Consider the following 18535-nt stretch of genomic DNA (forward strand, 5'->3'; position numbering starts at 1 on the left):
ACCCTTGCATTGGATTTTCCGCATGGCTCTCATCAACACGACCCTCAAGCCGTTCACCGCCGAAGCCTATAAGGACGGCAAGTTCGTGACGGTCACGGAAGCCGACGTGGCGGGCAAGTGGGCGGTCTTCTTCTTCTATCCGGCCGACTTCACCTTCGTCTGCCCGACCGAGCTGGAAGACCTGGCCGACAACTACGCCGAGTTCCAGAAGCTGGGCGTCGAAATCTATTCGGTGTCGACCGACACCCATTTCTCGCACAAGGCCTGGCATGATTCCTCGCCGGCCATCGGCAAGATCACCTACACCATGCTGGGCGACCCGTCGGGCGTCGTGACCAACAACTTCGACGCCATGCGCCCGGGCGTGGGCCTGGCCGACCGCGCGACCTTCCTGGTCGACCCGGACGGCGTGATCCAGTTCACCGAGACCACCTCGGAAGGCATCGGCCGCAACGCCGCCGAACTGCTGCGCAAGGTCAAGGCCGCGCAATATGTGCGCTCGCACCCCGGCGAAGTCTGCCCGGCCAAGTGGGAAGAAGGCGAAGCCACCCTGGCGCCGTCGCTCGACCTCGTCGGCAAGATCTAAGACCCGTTCCGCCTATCGGATCCGGCCGGGAGCGAGGCTCCTGGCCGGGCCCAACCGGCCCGCGCGCCGGACCTGCCCGCGATCGCCTCGCCGCCACGGCTGGAAGGCGACGCCCCCGATCCACATCATTCCGAGGAGCCCGCCATGCTGGACGCCAATCTGAAATCTCAGCTCGAGGGCTATCTCAAGAACATCGTCCATCCGGTGGAGCTGGTCGCCTCGCTGGGCGCCGGTCCCAAGTCGCAGGAGTTGAAGAGCCTGCTGGACGACATCGTCTTGGTGTCGCACGGCAAGGTGGAGATGGGCCGCGACTTCGACGATGCGCGCCAGCCCAGCTTCCTGATTCGCCGCAAAGGCACGGACATCGGCGTACGCTTCGCCGGCATTCCGCTGGGCCACGAGTTCACCTCGCTGGTCCTGGCCCTGTTGCACGTCGGCGGCCATCCATCCAAGGCGGCGCAGGAGGTGATCCAGCAGGTCAAGGACCTGGACGGCGACTATCTGTTCGAAACCTATTTCTCGCTGTCGTGCCAGAACTGCCCCGACGTGGTGCAGGCGCTGAACCTGATGAGCGTGATCAATCCGCGCATCAAGCACGTCGCCATCGAGGGCGGCCTGTTCAAGGACGAGGTGGACGCGCGCAAGATCATGGCCGTGCCGACCGTCTTCCTGAACGGCGAACTGTTCGGCCAGGGCCGGATGGAGCTGGAGCAGATCGTCGCCAAGATCGACAAGGGCGCCGAGACGCGCGCGGCCGAGAAGATCCGGTCCAAGGACCCGTTCGACGTCCTGGTGATCGGCGGCGGCCCGGCCGGCGCGGCGGCGGCCATCTACACGGCCCGCAAGGGCATCCGCACCGGGATCGCGGCCGAACGGTTCGGCGGGCAGGTGCTGGACACCATGGCGATCGAGAACTTCATCTCGGTGCCCCATACCGAAGGGCCGAAACTGGCCGCCCATCTGGAGCAGCATGTCCGCGAGTACGAGGTGGACGTCATGAACCTGCAGAAGGCGGCCAAACTGGTTCCGTCCGACGTGCCGGGCGGGCTGCACGAGGTGGTGCTGGAGAACGGCGCCAGCCTGAAGTCGCGCACGGTGATCCTGTCGACCGGCGCGCGCTGGCGCCAGATGAACGTGCCGGGCGAGGACCAGTACAAGAACAAGGGCGTGGCCTATTGCCCGCACTGCGACGGGCCGCTGTTCAAGGGCAAGCGGGTGGCGGTGATCGGCGGCGGCAACTCGGGCGTCGAGGCGGCCATCGATCTGGCGGGCATCGTCGCCCATGTGACCCTGATCGAATACGACAGCGAACTGCGGGCCGACGCCGTCCTGCAAAGGAAGCTGGCGACCCTGCCGAACGTGCGGATCGTCACCTCGGCCCTGACCACCGAGGTGCATGGCGACGGCGAGAAGGTGACGGGCCTGTCCTACAAGGACCGCAACTCCGACGACCGTCACGACGTCGATCTGGAAGGCGTCTTCGTCCAGATCGGCCTGGTGCCGAACACCGAATGGCTGCATGGGGCGGTGGCCCTGACGCCGCGGGGCGAGATCGAGGTCGATCATCGCGGAGAGACCTCGCAGCCTGGCGTCTTCGCCGCCGGCGACGCGACGACCGTGCCCTACAAGCAGATCGTCATCGCCATGGGCGAGGGCTCCAAGGCGGCGCTGTCGGCCTTCGACTACCTGATCCGCACCGTGCCGGCGGAAGAGGCGGCGGAGGCGGCGTAAGGCCGCTCAGCATCTAGCGCGCGTCGTCTGATCTTTCACGCCGTACGCGCGCATCTTCCAGCGCCTTGCTCAAACCCTCCGACGGAGGAGCATTCGGGCGAGGATGATCGCCTTCGCTCCAGGCACGGCTTGCATCCAAGCATTGATCAGGCGGCGTCGCGCCCGCGCAAGGCAACACATAGGGGCTGCGGGCCATCTCATCGCTCGGCACGTTGGCGCAGGCGGCAAGGAGTGCTGTCCCAGACAGTAGGGCTCGGGCTGCGATCCGCCGCATGAGGGTTCTCCGCGTGTCAAGTCAATCATTACACGCATGACGCAGCTGGACAATAACGTTGGGTGATTTCTGACGGCAGGCTGAGATCTTGCGGCTGTTGATGGAGCAACGCTCATCCCGAGGGTTGAAAGAGCGTCAGTGCAGCTTCAATCGGCCGGAGACGCGGCGGTGGAGGAGGCGCGACAAGGCCAGGAGAGCGGTGCGGCGCACGCCCAGTATGGCGCGGTGATGGTCCAGGTGCAGGGCCATATAGGCCCATTTGGCGATCAGCCCCTCGATCAGGAAGTTCGGTCCGCCCAGGCCGCCCATCAGCGAGCCGACGCCCTTGTCGCCGCCCAGCGACACCAGCGATCCCTGATCGCGATAGACGTAGGGGCCATGATCGCGGGAAGGGTCGGCCAGGGCTCGGGCCAGATAAGCCGCCTGCTGGGCCGCCGCCTGGGCGCGGGCGGGAACGGGGCGGCCGTCCGGTCCGGGCGCCTCGGCGCAGTCGCCCATGGCGTAGATTCCGGGCGCCGAGGTGCGCAGATGGTCGTCGACGACGAACTGGTTCAGCCGGCCGGTCGCTAGCCCCAGGTCGCGGTTCGTCTCGGCCGCCTTGACCCCGGCGGCCCAGACGATCAGGTCGGCGGGCACGGGACCCTTCGACGTGTCCAGCCGGTCGGGATGGACGGCGGCGACCTTGGCGTCGGTCAGCAGGCGCACGCCCTTGGCCTCCAACGCATGAGCGGCCTTGGCGGACACGCGCTCGGGCAGGCCGCCCAGGATGCGCGGCGCGGCCTCGACGATGGTGACGGCCAGGTCGAACTTCTGGTCCGGGGTCAGGCCGGCGGACAGCTCGTCGTGGCCCTCGATCAGTTCGGTGGACAGTTCGACCCCGGTCGCCCCTGCGCCGACGATGGCGATGTTCAACAGGCGCTCGTCGGAATAGGCGGCCGCAAGGAAGGCCGAGGTCAGCCGCCGGTTGAAGGCCTCGGCGTCCGCGACATCCTCCAGCAGATGGGCGTGTTCGGCCGCGCCCTGCGTGCCGAACAGGTTCGAGCCGCTGCCGACGGCCAGGACCAGGGTGTTGAAGGACAGGGTGCGCGGCGCGACCAGGGGGGCGCCGTCGTCGTCGCGAATCTCGGCCAGGGTCAGGGTCCTGGCGGCCGGATCCAAGCCGGTCAGGTCGCCGAAGGCGAAGCTGAAATGGTTGCGGCGCGCCAGGACCGGATAGGACAGGCCCTCCTGGTGCGAATCCAGAGAGCCGGCGGCGACCTCGTGCAGGCTGGGCTTCCACAGGTGGAAGATGGAGCGGTCGATCAGCAGGACGCGACGGCGGCCCTCGCGCGCGCCGAACGTCCGACCCAGGCGCGCGGCCAACTCCAGACCGCCGGCCCCGCCGCCGATGATGACGATGTCGTGCTGCATTCAGGTCTCCTGGGGACGACCTGAATCTAGGATTACGCCGGCTTTTCTTCCAGCCGTTTGTCCAGATAGGCGCCGACGCGGCGTTCGACGGCGCCGATATGGTCCTGCCAGAAGTGGCTGGCGCCCTCTTCCAGTTCGTAGTCGATGACGATGCCCTTCTGGGTGCGCAGCTTGTTGACCACGCGTTCGACCTCGACCGGCGGAACGATGGTGTCGGCGGCGCCGTGCAGGAACAGGCCGGACGCCGGGCAGGGCGCCAGGAAGCTGAAGTCGTACATGTTCGACGGCGGCGAGACCGAGATGAAGCCGTCCGTCTCGGGCCGGCGCATCAGCAGCTGCATGCCGATGTAGGCGCCGAACTGATAGCCGGCGACCCAGGTCTGGCTGGCGCCGGGATTGCCGGCCTGGAGCCAGTCCAGAGCCGTGGCGGCGTCCGCCAGCTCGCCGATGCCGCTGTCGAACTCGCCCTGGGACTTGCCCACGCCGCGCGAATTGTAGCGCAGGGTGGCGAAGCCGCGTTGCTGGAACAGCTGGTGCAGGGTGACGGCGACCGGGTTGTTCATGTGCCCGCCCGCCTTGGGGTGGGGATGCAGGATCAGCGCGATCGGGGCGTTCGGGCGCTTGCCCGGGGAATAGCGGCCCTCGATGCGACCGGAGGCGCCGGGCAGGATGACTTCAGGCATAGGGGCTCTGGAATCCGTTCAACTGTCGTTTCGCGTGTGCGTAATACTTGACCGCGGAGGTGGGACTTTATAAGTCCCTCCGCAAGCGCGCCGCCTTTGCGAAGGCGCGGGTTCTAGCACAGGAGCCCCGAAAAGCGCGCAATTTTTGAAGGTGCGAGATGCGTCTGTCGACCAAGGGACGATACGCCGTGATGGCGATGGCCGATCTGGCCAAGAACGGACGCGGCGAGGGCGGCGAAATCCGGGCTGTGTCGCTGGCCGAGATCGCCGCGCGCCAGGAGATTTCGCTGAGTTATCTGGAACAGCTGTTCGCCCGCCTGAGGAAGAGCGAACTGGTCAAGAGCGTGCGCGGACCGGGCGGCGGATACCGTCTGGCCAAGGCGGCGCACGAGACGGTGGTGGCCGAGATCGTGCTGGCGGTGGACGAGCCGATCCGGGCGACGCGGTGCGTGGCGCATGGATCGCCCAAGGGCTGCATGCTGGCCGGCGAGCGCTGCATCACGCACAATCTGTGGGAAGACCTGGGCGACGAAATCCATCGCTATCTGGCGGGCGTGTCGCTGGAGGACGTGGTGATGAACCGCACGGGTCAGCGTCGGCGCAACGTCGATCCCGCCGCCGTGGGGGTCGCGGCATGAGCGCGGCGTATCTGGACTACAACGCCTCCGGCCTGGTGCGGCCCGAGGTGCTGGAGATCATGGCCAGGGCCCTGGCCGACAACGGTAATCCGTCGGCGGTCCATGCGGCCGGACGGCGCGCGCGGGCGCGGGTCGAGACGGCGCGCGCCCAGGTCGCGGAACTGGTCGGGGCCGATCCGACGGCGGTGGTTTTCAACTCGGGCGGCACCGAGGCCAACGCGCAAGGGATCGCCAGCGCCCTGGCGGCCGGATGCGAACGGCTGATCGTCTCGGCGACCGAACATCCGTGCGTGGCCGAGGCGGCGGCGAATGCTGGCGCGCCTGTCGAGGTGCTGCCGGTCGATGCGAACGGTGTGGTCGACCTGGACTGGCTGGCTGAGGCGCTGACGCGGCCTGGCCGGGCGGTGGTCGCGATCCACCATGCGAACAACGAGAGCGGCGTGATCCAGCCGATCGCCGAGGCGGCGAAGCTGGTGCGGGCGGCCGGCGGCTGGCTGCACGTCGATGCGATCCAGTCGGCGGGCAAGATCGCGGTCGACATGCGGACGCTGGACGCGGATACGCTGACCCTGTCGGCGCACAAGTTGGGCGGGGCGCAGGGCGTCGGCGCGCTGGTGCTGAAGGAAGGCGTGTCGGGCGTCCGCATCCTGCACGGCGCCGGACAGGAACGAGGCCTGCGCGCGGGCACCGAGAACGTGCCGGGCATCGCCGGTTTCGGCGCGGCGGCCGATTGCGCGGCCCGCGATCTGGAGACGATGCAGTCGCATGTCGCCTGGCGCGACGCGGCCGAGGCCAAGGTTCAGGCCGCCGGGGCGACCATCATCGGCGCCGCTGCGCCGCGCCTGCCCAACACCCTGTTCATGGCGGTGGAGGGCTGGAACAGTCCTCAACAGTTGATCACGCTTGATCTGGCGGGGGTCATGGTGTCGGCGGGTTCGGCCTGTTCGTCGGGCAAGGTCAAGCCGTCCAAGACCCTCAGCGCCATGGGGCTGGAGCATCTGGCGACCGGGGGCGTGCGCGTTTCCGGCGGCTGGGCCACGACCGAAGGCGACTGGGGCCGGTTCGCCGAGGCCTGGGTCGCCGCCTACGACAAGCACAGGACACGCGCCGCCGCGCGCGTGAGAGAGGTCGCCTGATGGCCGCCGTCAAGGAAACCATCGACGCCGTCGCCGCGCTGGAAAAATACGCGCACGGCTTCACCTCGGACATCGAGCAGGAGTTCGCGCCCAAGGGGCTGAACGCCGACATCGTGCGCTTCATCTCCGAGAAGAAGGGCGAGCCGGAATGGATGCTGGAATGGCGTCTGGCCGCCTATGAGCGCTGGCTGGCGATGGAGGAGCCGACCTGGGCGGCGGTGAAATACGAGCCGGTCGATTATCAGGACCTGTTCTACTATGCGGCCCCGGTGAAGAAGGCGGGGCCGAAGAGCCTCGACGAGGTCGATCCCGAACTGCTGGAAGTCTACGCCAAACTGGGCATTCCGCTGAAGGAGCAGGAGGTGCTGGCGGGGGTGCAGGGCGCGCCGAAGGTCGCCGTGGACGCCGTGTTCGACAGCGTCTCGGTGGTGACGACTTTCAAGGAGGAACTGGCGAAGGCCGGCGTGATCTTCATGCCGATTTCCGAGGCCTTGCGCGAACATCCTGAACTGGTGCGGCGATACCTGGGGTCGGTGGTGCCGGTCTCGGACAACTATTTCGCGGCCTTGAACAGCGCGGTCTTTTCCGACGGGTCGTTCGTCTACATCCCGCCGGGCGTCAAATGCCCGATGGAGCTGTCGACCTATTTCCGCATCAACGCGTCACAGACCGGCCAGTTCGAGCGGACCCTGATCATCGCCGACAAGGGCAGCTACGTCTCGTACTTGGAGGGCTGCACGGCGCCGATGCGCGACGAGAACCAGCTGCATGCGGCCGTGGTCGAGATCGTGGCGCTGGACGACGCCGAGGTGAAATATTCGACGGTCCAGAACTGGTATCCAGGGGATTCGGAGGGGCGAGGCGGCATCTACAACTTCGTGACCAAGCGCGCCGACTGCCGGGGCGATCGGTCCAAGGTGTCGTGGACGCAGGTCGAGACCGGCTCGGCCGTCACCTGGAAATACCCGTCCTGCATCCTGAAGGGCGAGGAGTCGTCCGGCGAGTTCTATTCCATCGCCATCACCAACGGGCATCAGCAGGCCGACACCGGCACCAAGATGATCCACCTGGGCAAGAACTCGAAGTCGCGGATCATCGCCAAGGCGGTGTCGGCGGGGAAATCGGACTCGACCTATCGCGGTCTGGTCTCGGTGCATCCGAAGGCGACGGGGGTGCGCAACTTCACCCAGTGCGATTCCTTGCTGATCGGCAAGGAATGTGGCTCGCACACCATCCCCTATATCGAGGCCCGCAACGGCTCGGCCCAGCTGGAGCACGAGGCGACGACGACGCGCCTCTCGGACGACCAGCTGTTCTACGCGCAGCAGCGCGGGTTGAGCGAGGAGGAGGCGGTGGCCCTGTTGGTCAACGGCTTCGTCCGCGACGTGATGCAGAAGCTGCCTATGGAATTCGCCGTCGAGGCGCAGAAACTGGTGGCGATCAGCCTTGAAGGGAGCGTGGGGTGAGCATCGCATCCAATGTCTGGAGAGGGGAGTTGCTGGGGCTAGCATTGAGCCTTGAAGAGGACTTGCTCGAGCTCAATCACAATCGCCCTGTCAATGAGACGAGTGGCACTTTGGAAGTCCTCGTTCAGGGGCTTGCACGGACCTGGCGAGACATGGGCTTCTCACAGGATGAGATCAGTCGCGCCTTTGAAGCTGGCTCGCGCGACGACTTCGACCTTGACCCGGCTTGGTTAGACCAGCGCCAGCAGAAGCAGGCATGGGCTGAAGCGAACTCTGGCCGAGTTGGCAAGGCGCTGGGGCGGATTCAGTCGTGGAGCGCGATGCTCGCGATGCTGGCGGGTTTGACCCTGCTGATTATTGTGACCTTCGGTCTTGAAGGCATCGTTCGCACCGTCATCATCTCACTGTTCGCTGGCGGAATCGTGTTGGCGATAGGCACCGGTAAATTTTTGGGATGGCGCAAGGCGCGTTGTCTCGCAGCCATCAAGCGAGGCGCTCAGCCGCCTCTAGAGTCGTAAGTCATGCTCTCTATCTCCAACCTCCACGTCTCCGTCGGCGAAAAGCCGATCCTCAAGGGGCTGACGCTCGACGTTCCCGCCGGCGAGGTGCACGCCATCATGGGGCCGAACGGCGCGGGCAAGTCGACGCTGGGTTACGCGCTGTCGGGACGGCCCGGCTATGAGGCGACCGAAGGCTCGGTCGAATGGGCGGGCGAGGATCTGCTGGCGCTCGATCCGGCCGAAAGGGCGGCCAAGGGCGTCTTTCTGTCGTTCCAGTACCCGATCGAGATCCCCGGCGTGCCGGCTCTGACCTTCGTGCGGACGGCGCTGAATGCGCAGAAGCGGGCGCGGGGCGAGGAGGAGGTGGCGGCGCCCGCCTTCCTGAAGCTGGTGCGTGAGGCGTCCCGAAGCCTGAAAATGGACTTCGAAATGCTGAAGCGGCCGCTGAACGTCGGCTTTTCCGGCGGCGAGAAGAAGCGGATGGAGATTCTGCAGATGGCCCTTTTGGAGCCGTCGCTGCTGATCCTGGACGAGACCGATTCCGGCCTGGACATCGACGCCCTGCGCATCGTGTCGGAAGGGGTGAACGCCTTGCGTTCGCCCGACCGCGCCATGCTGGTCATCACCCACTATCAACGCCTGCTCGACTACATCAAACCCGACCGGGTGCATGTGCTGGCCGGGGGTCGGATCGTGGCCTCGGGCGGACCGGAGTTGGCGCTGGAGCTGGAGGCGGAAGGGTATGACAAATATCTGCAGCAGGCGGCATGATGATCCTCCCCAGCAAGCGTAGCGCCGCGGGGGAGGGGGACCACGAAGTGGTGGAGGGGGCGACCCCACACACCAGCCTCGGGTCCGCCCCCTCCACCATCCTGCGGATGGTCCCCCTCCCCCGTGAACGGGGGAGGATCAAGTGAGCGCAGCTTTTAACATCGACCTGACCGACGCCGAGACCTATCCGTCGCGGCGGAACGAGGCATGGAAATACAGCGATCTGAAGCGGTATCTTCGCGAGGCGCCGCAACCGTCCCCCTCGGCGGCGGTGGGGCGGCCGGGACCGTTCTACGACCTGGGCGGAGAGGCCATCGTCTTCGTCAACGGACGGGCCGTGGGGGTGACGGATTTCATCGCCTCCGGCCAACAGACGCTGCGGTTGCGTTATGTCTCGGATGCGACAGGGACGGGCCATACGGCCGGGGCGCGGGTGTCGGCGCGGGCCGGGGCGCGACTGCTGCTGCTGGAAAGCCACGAGGGCGCCGGCTCGGCCTATGCAGCCCACAACACGCTGGAGCTGGACGTGGCGGCCGGGGCCGAGGTGACGCGGGTGGTTCTGGTCGAGGAGCCGGAGGACGCGATTTCGGTCGCCGAGGCCCACGTGAAGGTCGAGGCTGGCGGCGTCTATCGCCAGACGGTGATCGCCACCGGCGCGAAACTGCAACGGATCGAGACCCGCATCACTCATTTCGCCCAGGGCGCTCAGGTCCAGGCCGACGGCCTGTATCTGCTGAACGAATCGCGCCATGCGGACCTGACCAGCGTGGTGCGCCACGTCGAGCGTGACGGCGCGACGTCGCAACTGATCAAGGGCGTGGCGCGCGGCGCCGCGCGCGGCGTCTTCCAGGGCAAGATCGTGGTCGAGCGCGGGGCCGACGGGACCGATGCGCGCATGGGCCATCATGCCCTGATCGCCTCCGAACGGGCCGAGATCGACGCCAAGCCGGAACTGATCATCTACGCCGACGACGTGCAGTGCGCGCACGGCAATACGGTGGGGGCGCTGGACGAAAGCGCCCTGTTCTACATGCAGCAGCGCGGCGTTCCGGCCGACGAGGCCCGCGCCCTGCTGACCCAGGCCTTCCTGATCGAGGTCATCGACCGGATCGAGCACGAGGGCGCGAGAGAGGTGGCGCGGGAATGGCTGACGGCGCGGTTGTGACTAATCCTCCCCTGCACAGCGAAGCGGAGCGGGGGAGGGGGACCGCCGGAACGGCGGTGGAGGGGGCGACCCCAGACACCGGCCTTGCGTGCGCCCCCTCCACCCCTTCGGGGTCCCCCTCCCCCGTGAACGGGGGAGGATCGGTCGTGTTCGATCCCTATGCCGTGCGGGCGCAGTTCCCGATCCTGTCGCGGGAGGTGAACGGACGGCCGCTGGTCTATCTGGACAACGCCGCCTCGGCCCAGAAGCCGCGCGCGGTGATCGACGCCCTGGTCGCGACGATGGAGGGCGGCTACGCCAACGTCCACCGCGGCCTGCACACCCTGTCGAACGAGGCGACGGAAGCCTTCGAGAAGGCGCGCGAGATCGTCGCCCGCTTCCTGAACGCCGAGAGCGCCGAACAGGTGGTCTGGACCAAGGGCGGGACCGAGGCGATCAATCTGGTGGCCAACGGCTTGGGCCTGTCGATCCAGCCGGGCGACGAGATCGTCGTCTCGGAGATGGAGCATCACTCCAACATCGTGCCGTGGCATCTGCTGCGCGAACGGCGCGGGGCGGTGATCAGATGGATCCCGGTGAAGGACGACGGGTCGCTGGACATGGCGGCGTACGCCGACCTGCTGGGACCAAAGACGCGGATGATCGCCGTCACCCATATGTCGAACGTGCTGGGGACCATCAATCCGGTGGCGGAGATCACCCGTCTCGCTCATGCGGCGGGCGCTCAGGTTCTGATCGACGGATGCCAGGGCGCGGTTCATGCGACGCCGGACGTCCGGGCCATCGGCTGCGACTTCTATGTCCTGACCGGACACAAGCTGTTCGCCCCGACCGGCATCGGCGCCCTGTATGGCAAGGCCGAGGCGCTGGAGGCCCTGCCGCCTTATCAGGGCGGGGGCGAGATGATCGAAACGGTCGAACGGGACCGCGTGACCTACGCCAAGCCGCCGCACAGGTTCGAGGCGGGGACGCCGCCGATTCTGGAGGCCATCGGCCTGGGCGTGGCGCTGGAATGGCTGGCGCAGTACGACCGGACGGCGGTGCAGGCTCACGAGCACGCCCTGTATCAACGGGCCGTGGATCGGCTGGGCGACGAACCCTGGCTGCGCATTCTGGGGCAGGCGGAAGGCAAGGGCGCCATCCTGACCTTCGCCGTCGAGGGCGCCCACGCCCATGACGTGGCCCAGATCATGGACCGTTACGGCGTCGCCGTTCGGGCGGGCCTGCATTGCGCCGAACCGCTGGCGAAAAGAATGAGGGTGACGTCGAGCACCCGCGCCTCCTTCGCCCTATATAACACCGTGGAGGATACGGACGCCTTCGTGGATGCGCTGATCAAGGCGCGGAACTTCTTCGTGTAAGCCGATGACAGACGAAACGATTCAGGACAGCGACGCCTTCAAGGAGGCCTGGGACGAACCCCAGAAAAGCGCCCTGTCGCAGGCCGAGCTGGACACCTTGACCGAGAGCCTGATCGAGGCGCTTAAGACCGTCTACGACCCGGAAATCCCCGTCGACATCTATGAACTGGGCCTGATCTATCGCGTCGACGTCAACGATGACCGCGATGTCGTGGTGGACATGACCCTGACCGCGCCGGGCTGCCCGGTGGCGGGCGAGATGCCGGGCTGGGTCGAGACAGCGGTCGAGAAGGTCGACGGCGTACGCAGCGCCAAGGCCAATCTGGTGTTCGATCCGCCGTGGGACGCCTCCAAGATGAGCGACGAGGCCAAGCTGGCCCTGAATATGTTCTGATGACCGAGCTTCAGACCACATCCCGCCCGCGTCGCCCGCGCCCCAAGGCCGTCACCTTGACGGACGCCGCCGCCGCGCGCGTGCGCGAAATCCTGGACAACGCCGACAACGCTCACATCGGCCTGCGCATCGGCGTCAAGAACGGCGGCTGCGCGGGGCAGGAGTACACCTTCGCCTATGCCGATGCGATCGAGCCGCTGGACGAGGTGGTCGAGGACAAGGGGGTGACGATCCTGATCGAGCCGAAGGCGGTGCTGTTCCTGATCGGCACCGAGATCGACTACGAGACGACGCGGCTGGCGTCCAAATTCGTATTCAACAATCCGAACCAGACCGACGCCTGCGGCTGCGGCGAAAGCGTCACCATCGTCCCGGCCGCCGCCGTCTCGCTTTAACCTGGAGCCTGATTCAAGGCATCAGCGGAATCGCGAAGCGATTCCGCTGATGCCGATCAGGCTCTAGGCCGGCGTATCCACCAGCACGGCCGGCGTGACCGGCTGTCCGGTCGCCTCAGCGACCAGTTCGGCGGTGCGGGCCTCGATGACGGTTTCGAGGCGGGCCAGGAACTCGTCCTTGGGCAGGCCGACTGGGATGGGGTCGAGGAATTCCAGCGTCGCCGTTCCGGGGTGTTTCTCGTATTTCTCCTCGGGCCAGAACAGGCCGAGGTTGGTGGCCAGGGGTACGACCGGCATGTCGAAGTCGAGGTACATGTGCCAGACGCCCGAGCGATAGCGGTATTTCCGCCCGACCGGCGCCAGATGGCCTTCGGGATAGATCAGTATCTTGCGGTTCTCGGCCTTGGCCTCGGCGGCGCGCGTGGCCAGAGCCTTGCGGGCCTCGTGGCCGCCGCAGGAGTTGACGACGATGGCGCCCAGCTTCTTCAGCACCCCGCCCAGCAGCGGAAACTTCTCCAGATGGTCGCCGGTGACGAAGGCCAGGTCGTCGAACTGGTCATAGGTGGCGAAGCCGTCGCCCCAGCTCTGGTGCTTGGAGGCGATGATGAAGGCGCCGACGGGCAGGCGCTCCTTGCCCAGCACCCTCAGGCGGATGCCGGCGAAGATCGCCATTGCCTGGACCATCCGCTTCACATAGCGGCGGATGACCCAGCTGGCCGGTCCGCGTCCGGGCGCCAGGGCGGCGAAGGCGGCGGTCAGCCCATAGCCGATCGACAGAATCCAATAGGCGACATTGAAGGCGAAGCTGCGCATCGGGCGATTATGCCGGAAAGCTTGACCTTGTCAGGCGACTTCTCGCGCCGCCTGGTCCATTGAGGCGGCGGTGACGCAGTTGCGGCCCTTGCGCTTGGATTCATAGAGGGCGGCGTCGGCGCGTTCCAGCAGGCAGGCGGCCGTTTCGCCCCTGCGGCGCTGAGCGAAGCCCGCCGATATCGTGACCGAGCCCAGGTTGTCGTTGGTCGAGCGTCGGCGCAGGGCGCGCGAGGCGACCTCGCTGCGGATGCTCTCCAGCGCCGCCATCACCGCGCCGGCGTTCTCGCCCGGGAAGATGACGGCGAACTCTTCGCCGCCGAACCGGGCCGCGAACCGATGCTTGCCGCATATGTTGGACAGGACGGTCGAGACGTAGCGCAGGACCTGATCGCCGGTCTGATGGCCCCAGGTGTCGTTGAACCGCTTGAAATGGTCGATGTCGAGGATGGCCAGGCCCAGGGGCGCGCCGTCGTCGGGCGCGCAGGCCGCCTCCAGCCGTTCGTCGAACGCCTTGCGGTTGGCCAGGCTGGTCAGGGCGTCGGTCATGGCGTCGCGGCGGACCTGCTCCAGGTTCTCGCGCAGGCGCAGGACCTCCTTGTTTGATTTCTCCAGCCGCTTCTCCAGCACGGCCGTCTCGCGCCGCACGCGGCGGGTGGCGGTGGACAGGCCCCCGACCAGCGACCTGAGCGCGGAGGCGTCGTCGGCGTTTTCCATGGTTTGCGAGGCGTCGGCCAGGGTCTCGCCGTAGTCGGCCTGGGTCTTGTGGGCCATGGCGATAGCGTTGGCGACGCTGGCCAACTCCCGGTCCAGAACGGCGCCGACATCGCGAATCTGATCCGGCAGACGACCGCGCGGCAGGAACTCGGCCGCCAGCATCTCCGAGGTCTTGTCGGAAATGACGCCCGACTGTTTCAGAAGCAGGCGAATCTCGCGGGCCAGCGCGCCGTCCGGGTCGCCGACGTAGTGCAGCCAGAGCTCGAAGTTCAGCGGCGTCGGCCAGACGCCCGCCTTTTCCATCTCGGCGATGACGTCACGCGCCAGGGCGTAGGCCTGTGGACCCCTGAGCGCCGTCTCGACCTGCTTGGACATTCTTCTTCCCCCGGTCCCCTTCTGGGAACGTCTCTGGGGCGGGACACTAAGGCCCGATCCGTAATGCAGGGTAAACGGCGCGGAGAAAGTCCGCGCCGCTCAGCGTTCGATATCAGGCGCGAACGACCACCGGGCGGCGCAAAAAGGCTGGGATGTCGTCGCCGAAACCACGCACGCCTTGGCGCTGGCTGTCCTCGCGGGCGGGCTTGCGGTCGCCGCGGCGATCCGACTGAAGCAGTTGCGGTTCGCGGTCCGCGCGGGCGGCGCGGGGCGCCTCGACCGGCTCCGCCGGCTCGACGGCGGCGGCGACCGGAGCCGGAGCCTCGATCTCGGGTCTGGCTTCAGGACGGGCCTTGCGACGGCTGCGACTGCGCGGAGCCTCGGTCTCCTGGGCCGCGGAGGCGGTTTCCGCCGGTTCGGGGGCGGTGGCGGCGCGCGATCGGCCGCGAGCGCGCTCGCCCGAACGCTCGCGTCCGCCGCGCTTGTCGTCGCGGCGCGGGCCGTCCTGAATGGCGGCGAAATCGACGCCGTCCAGAACCAGCTCCTCGGGGTCCTTCTTGATCAGCTTCAGCACCTTATCAAGCGACTTGTCGTCGGCCGGGGTGACGATCATGAAGGCCTGGCCCAGACGGCCCGCGCGGCCGGTGCGGCCGATGCGGTGCACATAGTCGTCGGCGTGGTGGGAGACGTCGTAGTTGAAGACGTGGCTGACGTCGGGAATGTCCAGACCGCGCGCGGCGACGTCCGAGGCGACCAGGATCTTCAGATTGCCGGCGCGGAAGTCGGCCAGGGTCTTCATCCGGTGCGACTGGTCCAGGTCGCCGTGAATGGCGGCGGCGTCGAAGCCATGCTTCTGCAGCGACTTGGCGACGATATCGACTTCCGACTTGCGGTTGCAGAAGACGATGCCGTTCTTGACGTCCGAACGTTCGATCAGGGTCCGCAGGGCGGTGCGTTTGGCCTTGGGGTCGCTGGTCGGAATGCGGACCAGATACTGGGTGATGGTGTCGGCGGTCATCGCCGGGCGCGAGGCCTCGATCCGGGTCGGATCCTTCAGGAAGGCCGTGGTCAGGCGCGTGATCTCGGGCGGCATGGTGGCCGAGAAGAACAGGGTCTGGCGGCGCGGGGGCGTTAGTTTGAAGATGCGCTCGATGTCGGGGATGAAGCCCATGTCCAGCATCCGGTCGGCCTCGTCGACGACCATGATCTCGACGCCCGTCAGCAGCATCTTGCCGCGTTCGAAAAGGTCCAGCAGGCGGCCCGGCGTGGCAATCAGCACGTCCACGCCCTTGTTCAGCGCCGCCACCTGGTCGCCCATGGAGACGCCGCCGATCAGCAGAACCCAGGTCAGCTTGGTCCCCTTGGCGTATTTGGCGAAGCTTTCGGCGACCTGGTCGGCCAATTCGCGCGTGGGGGCCAGGACGATGGCGCGCGGCATCCGGGCGCGGGCGCGGCCGGTCGCCAGCCGCTCGACCAGCGGCAGGGTGAAGGCGGCGGTCTTGCCGGTGCCGGTCTGGGCGATGCCCAGGACGTCGCGTCCGGCCAGAGCGACCGGAATGGCCTGTTCCTGAATGGGGGTGGCGGTGGTGTAGCCCGTCTCTGCGACGGCCTGAAGGGTCGTGGGCGAAAGGCCCAGCTGGGAAAATTCGGTCATGAATCCTAGGGAAGAAAAAGCGTCTGCGTGCATGGCAGCGACGGAACCGCCCCTCTGTGGGCGAGCGGGCGGCGCGTATCGCAGACCTGTCCCGAGGCTGGGAGCGATATAGAAGTCCCTGCGTAAAAGTCAACTATTGCCGATATGCCGCACGGGACGCCTCGATCCGCCCCCCGGCCGTTTCCCGGACGGGTTCACCCCGAAACGGCGCTTCCCGCAGCAGCCGGCCTGCGGGTCAGAACCAGCACCAGCACCAGGCCCAGGGCCGCCGCGACGGCGCCGGCGACGGAGACGGCCGGATAGCCCAGGCCGCCGGCGATGACCGCGCCGCCCAGCGCCGCGCCGACGGCGTTGCCCAGGTTGAAGGCGCCGATGTTCATGGACGAGGCCAGGTTGGGGGCATCGGCGGCGGCGGCCATGACCCGCACCTGAAGCGGCGGCACCAGGGCGAAACTGGCCACGCCCCACAGGAAGATCAGGATCGAGGTCGGAACCGCGAACGGCATGGCGAAGGCGAAGACGGCCAGAATGGCCGACAGCCCGGCCAGGGTGACGATCAGCGTACGGTCGACGGATTTGTCCGCGAACCGGCCGCCCAGCCAGTTGCCCAGTGTCAGGCCCAGGCCATAGGTCACAAGCATGGCGGTGACGAAGGCCAGCGAGGCGTGGGTCTGTTCGCGCAGGATCGGCGCGATATAGGTGAAGACGGTGAACATGGCGCTGGAGCCGATCACCGTCAGGGCCAGGGCGGCCAGCACCGGACCGCGGCCAAGGACGCGCAACTCCGCGGCCATCTTCCCGCCGGCCGGGGCGGGCAGGTCGGGCAGGGTCAGACGAAGCGCGGCCATGACGATCACGCCGATGCCTGCGATGCCCCAGAAACTGGCGCGCCAGCCCAGGGCGTCTCCGGCCCAGGTCGCCAGCGGCACGCCCACGACATTGGCGACGGTCAGGCCCATGAACATGGCCGCGACCGCGCCCGCCTGGCGATTGGGTGGAACGAGGCTGGCGGCGACGATCGAGCCGACGCCGAAGAAGGCGTCATGGTTCAGCGAGGTGATCACCCGCGCGATCAACAGCATCGTATAGTCGGTCGAGATCGCCGACAGCAGATTGCCGGCGGTGAAGATCGCCGCGAGGCCGATCAGCAGGGTCCGGCGGGGCGCGCGGCCGGTGGTCAGGGTCATCAGAGGCGCGCCCAGCATGACGCCCAGGGCGTAGGCGCTGATCAGGAGGCCGGCTGTGGGAATGGAGACGCCCAGGTCCGTTGCGATGACGGGCAACAGGCCCATGGGCGCGAACTCGGTCACGCCGATGCCGAAGGCGCCGGCCGCCAGCGCCAGCAGGGGAGGATTCAGTTTCATTGGGAGGAGAGCACCTTCAGAGACTTTGGTCAGGGGGGGCAGCAGGGGTCAGACGAGGGGCGGGTTCAGGCGGGCGAACCCTTCCTGCTGACGATAGGGCGTGTGGGGATAGGGCGGCAGGACATCGCTGGCGGCGTCGAGCGAAGCGATCTGGTCGGGCGTCAGGCTCCAGCCGATAGCGCCCAGGTTCTGGCGCAACTGTTGTTCGTTGCGGGCGCCGACGATGACCGAGGCGACGGTCGGCCGTTGAAGCAGCCAGTTGATGGCGATCTGGGGCGCCGTCTTGCCGGTTTCGGCGGCGATGGCGTCCAGGGCGTCGACGACGCGGTACAGGTGCTCGTCCTCGACCGGCGGGGCGAAGGCGGCGGTCTGGTGCAGACGGCTGCCTTCGGGGATCGGGGCGCCGCGTCGGATCTTGCCGGTCAGCCGGCCCCAGCCCAGCGGGCTCCACACCAGGGCGCCGAGGCCCTGGTCGGCGGCGAGCGGCATAAGATCGGCCTCATAGGCGCGGCCGATCAGCGAATAATAGACCTGGTGGGCGACGAAGCGGGGGCGGCCATGCCGGTCGGCGATCCCCTGCGCCTTCATCAGCGCCCAGCCGGGATAGTTGGAGACGCCGGTGTAGCGGACCTTGCCTGCGGTCACGAGCGTCTCAAGCGTCGCCACGAGCTCCTCGGCCGGGGTGGAGGCGTCGTAGGCGTGAAGTTGCAGCAGGTCGATATGGTCGGTTTCCAGGCGGCGCAGCGCGTCCTCGACCGCGCGGATCAGCCGACTGCGCGAGGCGCCCCAGTCGGCGGGGCCGTCGCCGGTCGGCAGGCCGGTCTTGGTGGAGATCAGCACCTGGTCGCGGCGGCCCTTGATCGCCTGGCCCAGCACCCGTTCCGAGGCGCCTTCGGAATAGACGTCGGCGGTGTCGAAGAGATTGACCCCCGCCTCCAGGCAGATGTCGACCAGGCGGCGCGCCTCGTCCCCCTCGCTGTCGCCCCAGGCCCCGAACAGCGGGCCCGACCCGCCGAAGGTCCCCGCGCCGAAGCTGAGAACGGGCACGCGCAGGCCCGAGGTTCCGAGTTGGCGATAGTCCATGGCGATGTTCCGCAGTTCGTGT

18 protein-coding genes are annotated in these 18535 nt (G+C 67.4%); 11 read left to right on the top strand and 7 right to left on the bottom strand.

Annotated features, from left to right (window positions below; translation table 11 throughout):
• Window positions 1-22 precede the first annotated feature (22 nt).
• Together ahpC and ahpF are read left to right on the top strand one after the other, a co-directional pair.
• Window positions 23-586 carry an alkyl hydroperoxide reductase subunit C gene (gene ahpC, locus AC0L6G_RS02385; protein ID WP_291539695.1) on the top strand — a complete coding sequence of 188 codons (564 nt, stop codon included), beginning with the start codon at window positions 23-25 and terminating at the stop codon, window positions 584-586.
• Window positions 587-730: 144 nt separating this feature from the next.
• The gene (gene ahpF / locus AC0L6G_RS02390) at window positions 731-2317 is read left to right on the top strand and encodes an alkyl hydroperoxide reductase subunit F (RefSeq protein ID WP_473252791.1); all 1587 of its coding nucleotides are present in this window, start codon (window positions 731-733) and stop codon (window positions 2315-2317) included.
• A 409-nt stretch (window positions 2318-2726) separates the two neighbouring features.
• Here ahpF and AC0L6G_RS02395 read toward each other — a convergent pair whose 3' ends face one another.
• A complete protein-coding gene (locus tag AC0L6G_RS02395; protein WP_473252792.1) occupies window positions 2727-4001 on the bottom strand; it encodes an NAD(P)/FAD-dependent oxidoreductase in 1275 nt (424 codons plus the stop codon).
• A 32-nt stretch (window positions 4002-4033) separates the two neighbouring features.
• Window positions 4034-4684, bottom strand: a complete 651-nt coding sequence (locus AC0L6G_RS02400) for an alpha/beta hydrolase (RefSeq protein WP_473252793.1) — start codon at window positions 4682-4684, stop codon at window positions 4034-4036.
• Between the two features lie 158 nt (window positions 4685-4842).
• Between AC0L6G_RS02400 and AC0L6G_RS02405 the strand changes: the two genes are divergently transcribed.
• The 9 genes from AC0L6G_RS02405 (at window position 4843) to AC0L6G_RS02445 (ending at window position 12510) form a co-directional block, all read left to right on the top strand.
• On the top strand, window positions 4843-5322 hold the full coding sequence (locus AC0L6G_RS02405; RefSeq protein ID WP_473252794.1) for an Rrf2 family transcriptional regulator: 480 nt from the start codon (window positions 4843-4845) through the stop codon (window positions 5320-5322).
• The gene (locus AC0L6G_RS02410) at window positions 5319-6458 is read left to right on the top strand and encodes a cysteine desulfurase family protein (protein ID WP_473252795.1); all 1140 of its coding nucleotides are present in this window, start codon (window positions 5319-5321) and stop codon (window positions 6456-6458) included. Before AC0L6G_RS02405 ends, AC0L6G_RS02410 begins: the two co-directional genes overlap by 4 nt.
• Window positions 6458-7924 (top strand): Fe-S cluster assembly protein SufB, encoded by a 1467-nt coding sequence (gene sufB, locus AC0L6G_RS02415; protein WP_473252796.1) that lies wholly within the window; start codon window positions 6458-6460, stop codon window positions 7922-7924. Before AC0L6G_RS02410 ends, sufB begins: the two co-directional genes overlap by 1 nt.
• The gene (locus tag AC0L6G_RS02420; RefSeq protein ID WP_293827204.1) at window positions 7921-8442 is read left to right on the top strand and encodes a hypothetical protein; all 522 of its coding nucleotides are present in this window, start codon (window positions 7921-7923) and stop codon (window positions 8440-8442) included. The genes sufB and AC0L6G_RS02420 overlap by 4 nt, the downstream gene beginning before the upstream one ends.
• Before the next feature lie 3 nt (window positions 8443-8445).
• Complete coding sequence (gene sufC, locus AC0L6G_RS02425) at window positions 8446-9195, top strand: Fe-S cluster assembly ATPase SufC (protein WP_473252797.1); 750 nt, start codon at window positions 8446-8448, stop codon at window positions 9193-9195.
• Between the two features lie 142 nt (window positions 9196-9337).
• Window positions 9338-10360 carry a Fe-S cluster assembly protein SufD gene (sufD, locus tag AC0L6G_RS02430; RefSeq protein WP_473252798.1) on the top strand — a complete coding sequence of 341 codons (1023 nt, stop codon included), beginning with the start codon at window positions 9338-9340 and terminating at the stop codon, window positions 10358-10360.
• 164 nt (window positions 10361-10524) lie between these two features.
• Entirely contained in the window at window positions 10525-11721 is a 1197-nt protein-coding gene (locus tag AC0L6G_RS02435) for an aminotransferase class V-fold PLP-dependent enzyme (RefSeq protein ID WP_473253202.1), read from the top strand.
• 4 nt (window positions 11722-11725) lie between these two features.
• Entirely contained in the window at window positions 11726-12115 is a 390-nt protein-coding gene (locus AC0L6G_RS02440) for an SUF system Fe-S cluster assembly protein (protein WP_293828619.1), read from the top strand.
• Complete coding sequence (locus AC0L6G_RS02445) at window positions 12115-12510, top strand: HesB/IscA family protein (protein WP_291539712.1); 396 nt, start codon at window positions 12115-12117, stop codon at window positions 12508-12510. The genes AC0L6G_RS02440 and AC0L6G_RS02445 overlap by 1 nt, the downstream gene beginning before the upstream one ends.
• Before the next feature lie 63 nt (window positions 12511-12573).
• Here the strand turns inward: AC0L6G_RS02445 and AC0L6G_RS02450 are convergent, their stop codons facing one another.
• The 5 genes from AC0L6G_RS02450 to AC0L6G_RS02470 form a co-directional block, all read right to left on the bottom strand.
• Entirely contained in the window at window positions 12574-13323 is a 750-nt protein-coding gene (locus AC0L6G_RS02450) for a lysophospholipid acyltransferase family protein (RefSeq protein ID WP_473252799.1), read from the bottom strand.
• Window positions 13324-13353: 30 nt separating this feature from the next.
• Window positions 13354-14412 carry a GGDEF domain-containing protein gene (locus AC0L6G_RS02455; RefSeq protein WP_473252800.1) on the bottom strand — a complete coding sequence of 353 codons (1059 nt, stop codon included), beginning with the start codon at window positions 14410-14412 and terminating at the stop codon, window positions 13354-13356.
• 112 nt (window positions 14413-14524) lie between these two features.
• On the bottom strand, window positions 14525-16066 hold the full coding sequence (locus tag AC0L6G_RS02460) for a DEAD/DEAH box helicase (protein WP_473252801.1): 1542 nt from the start codon (window positions 16064-16066) through the stop codon (window positions 14525-14527).
• Between the two features lie 194 nt (window positions 16067-16260).
• On the bottom strand, window positions 16261-17430 hold the full coding sequence (locus AC0L6G_RS02465) for an MFS transporter (protein ID WP_473252802.1): 1170 nt from the start codon (window positions 17428-17430) through the stop codon (window positions 16261-16263).
• A gap of 48 nt (window positions 17431-17478) precedes the next feature.
• A complete protein-coding gene (locus AC0L6G_RS02470; protein ID WP_473252803.1) occupies window positions 17479-18513 on the bottom strand; it encodes an aldo/keto reductase in 1035 nt (344 codons plus the stop codon).
• Between the last annotated feature and the right edge of the window lie 22 nt (window positions 18514-18535).

It is taken from the genome of Brevundimonas sp. D3-1P, assembly GCF_055809335.1.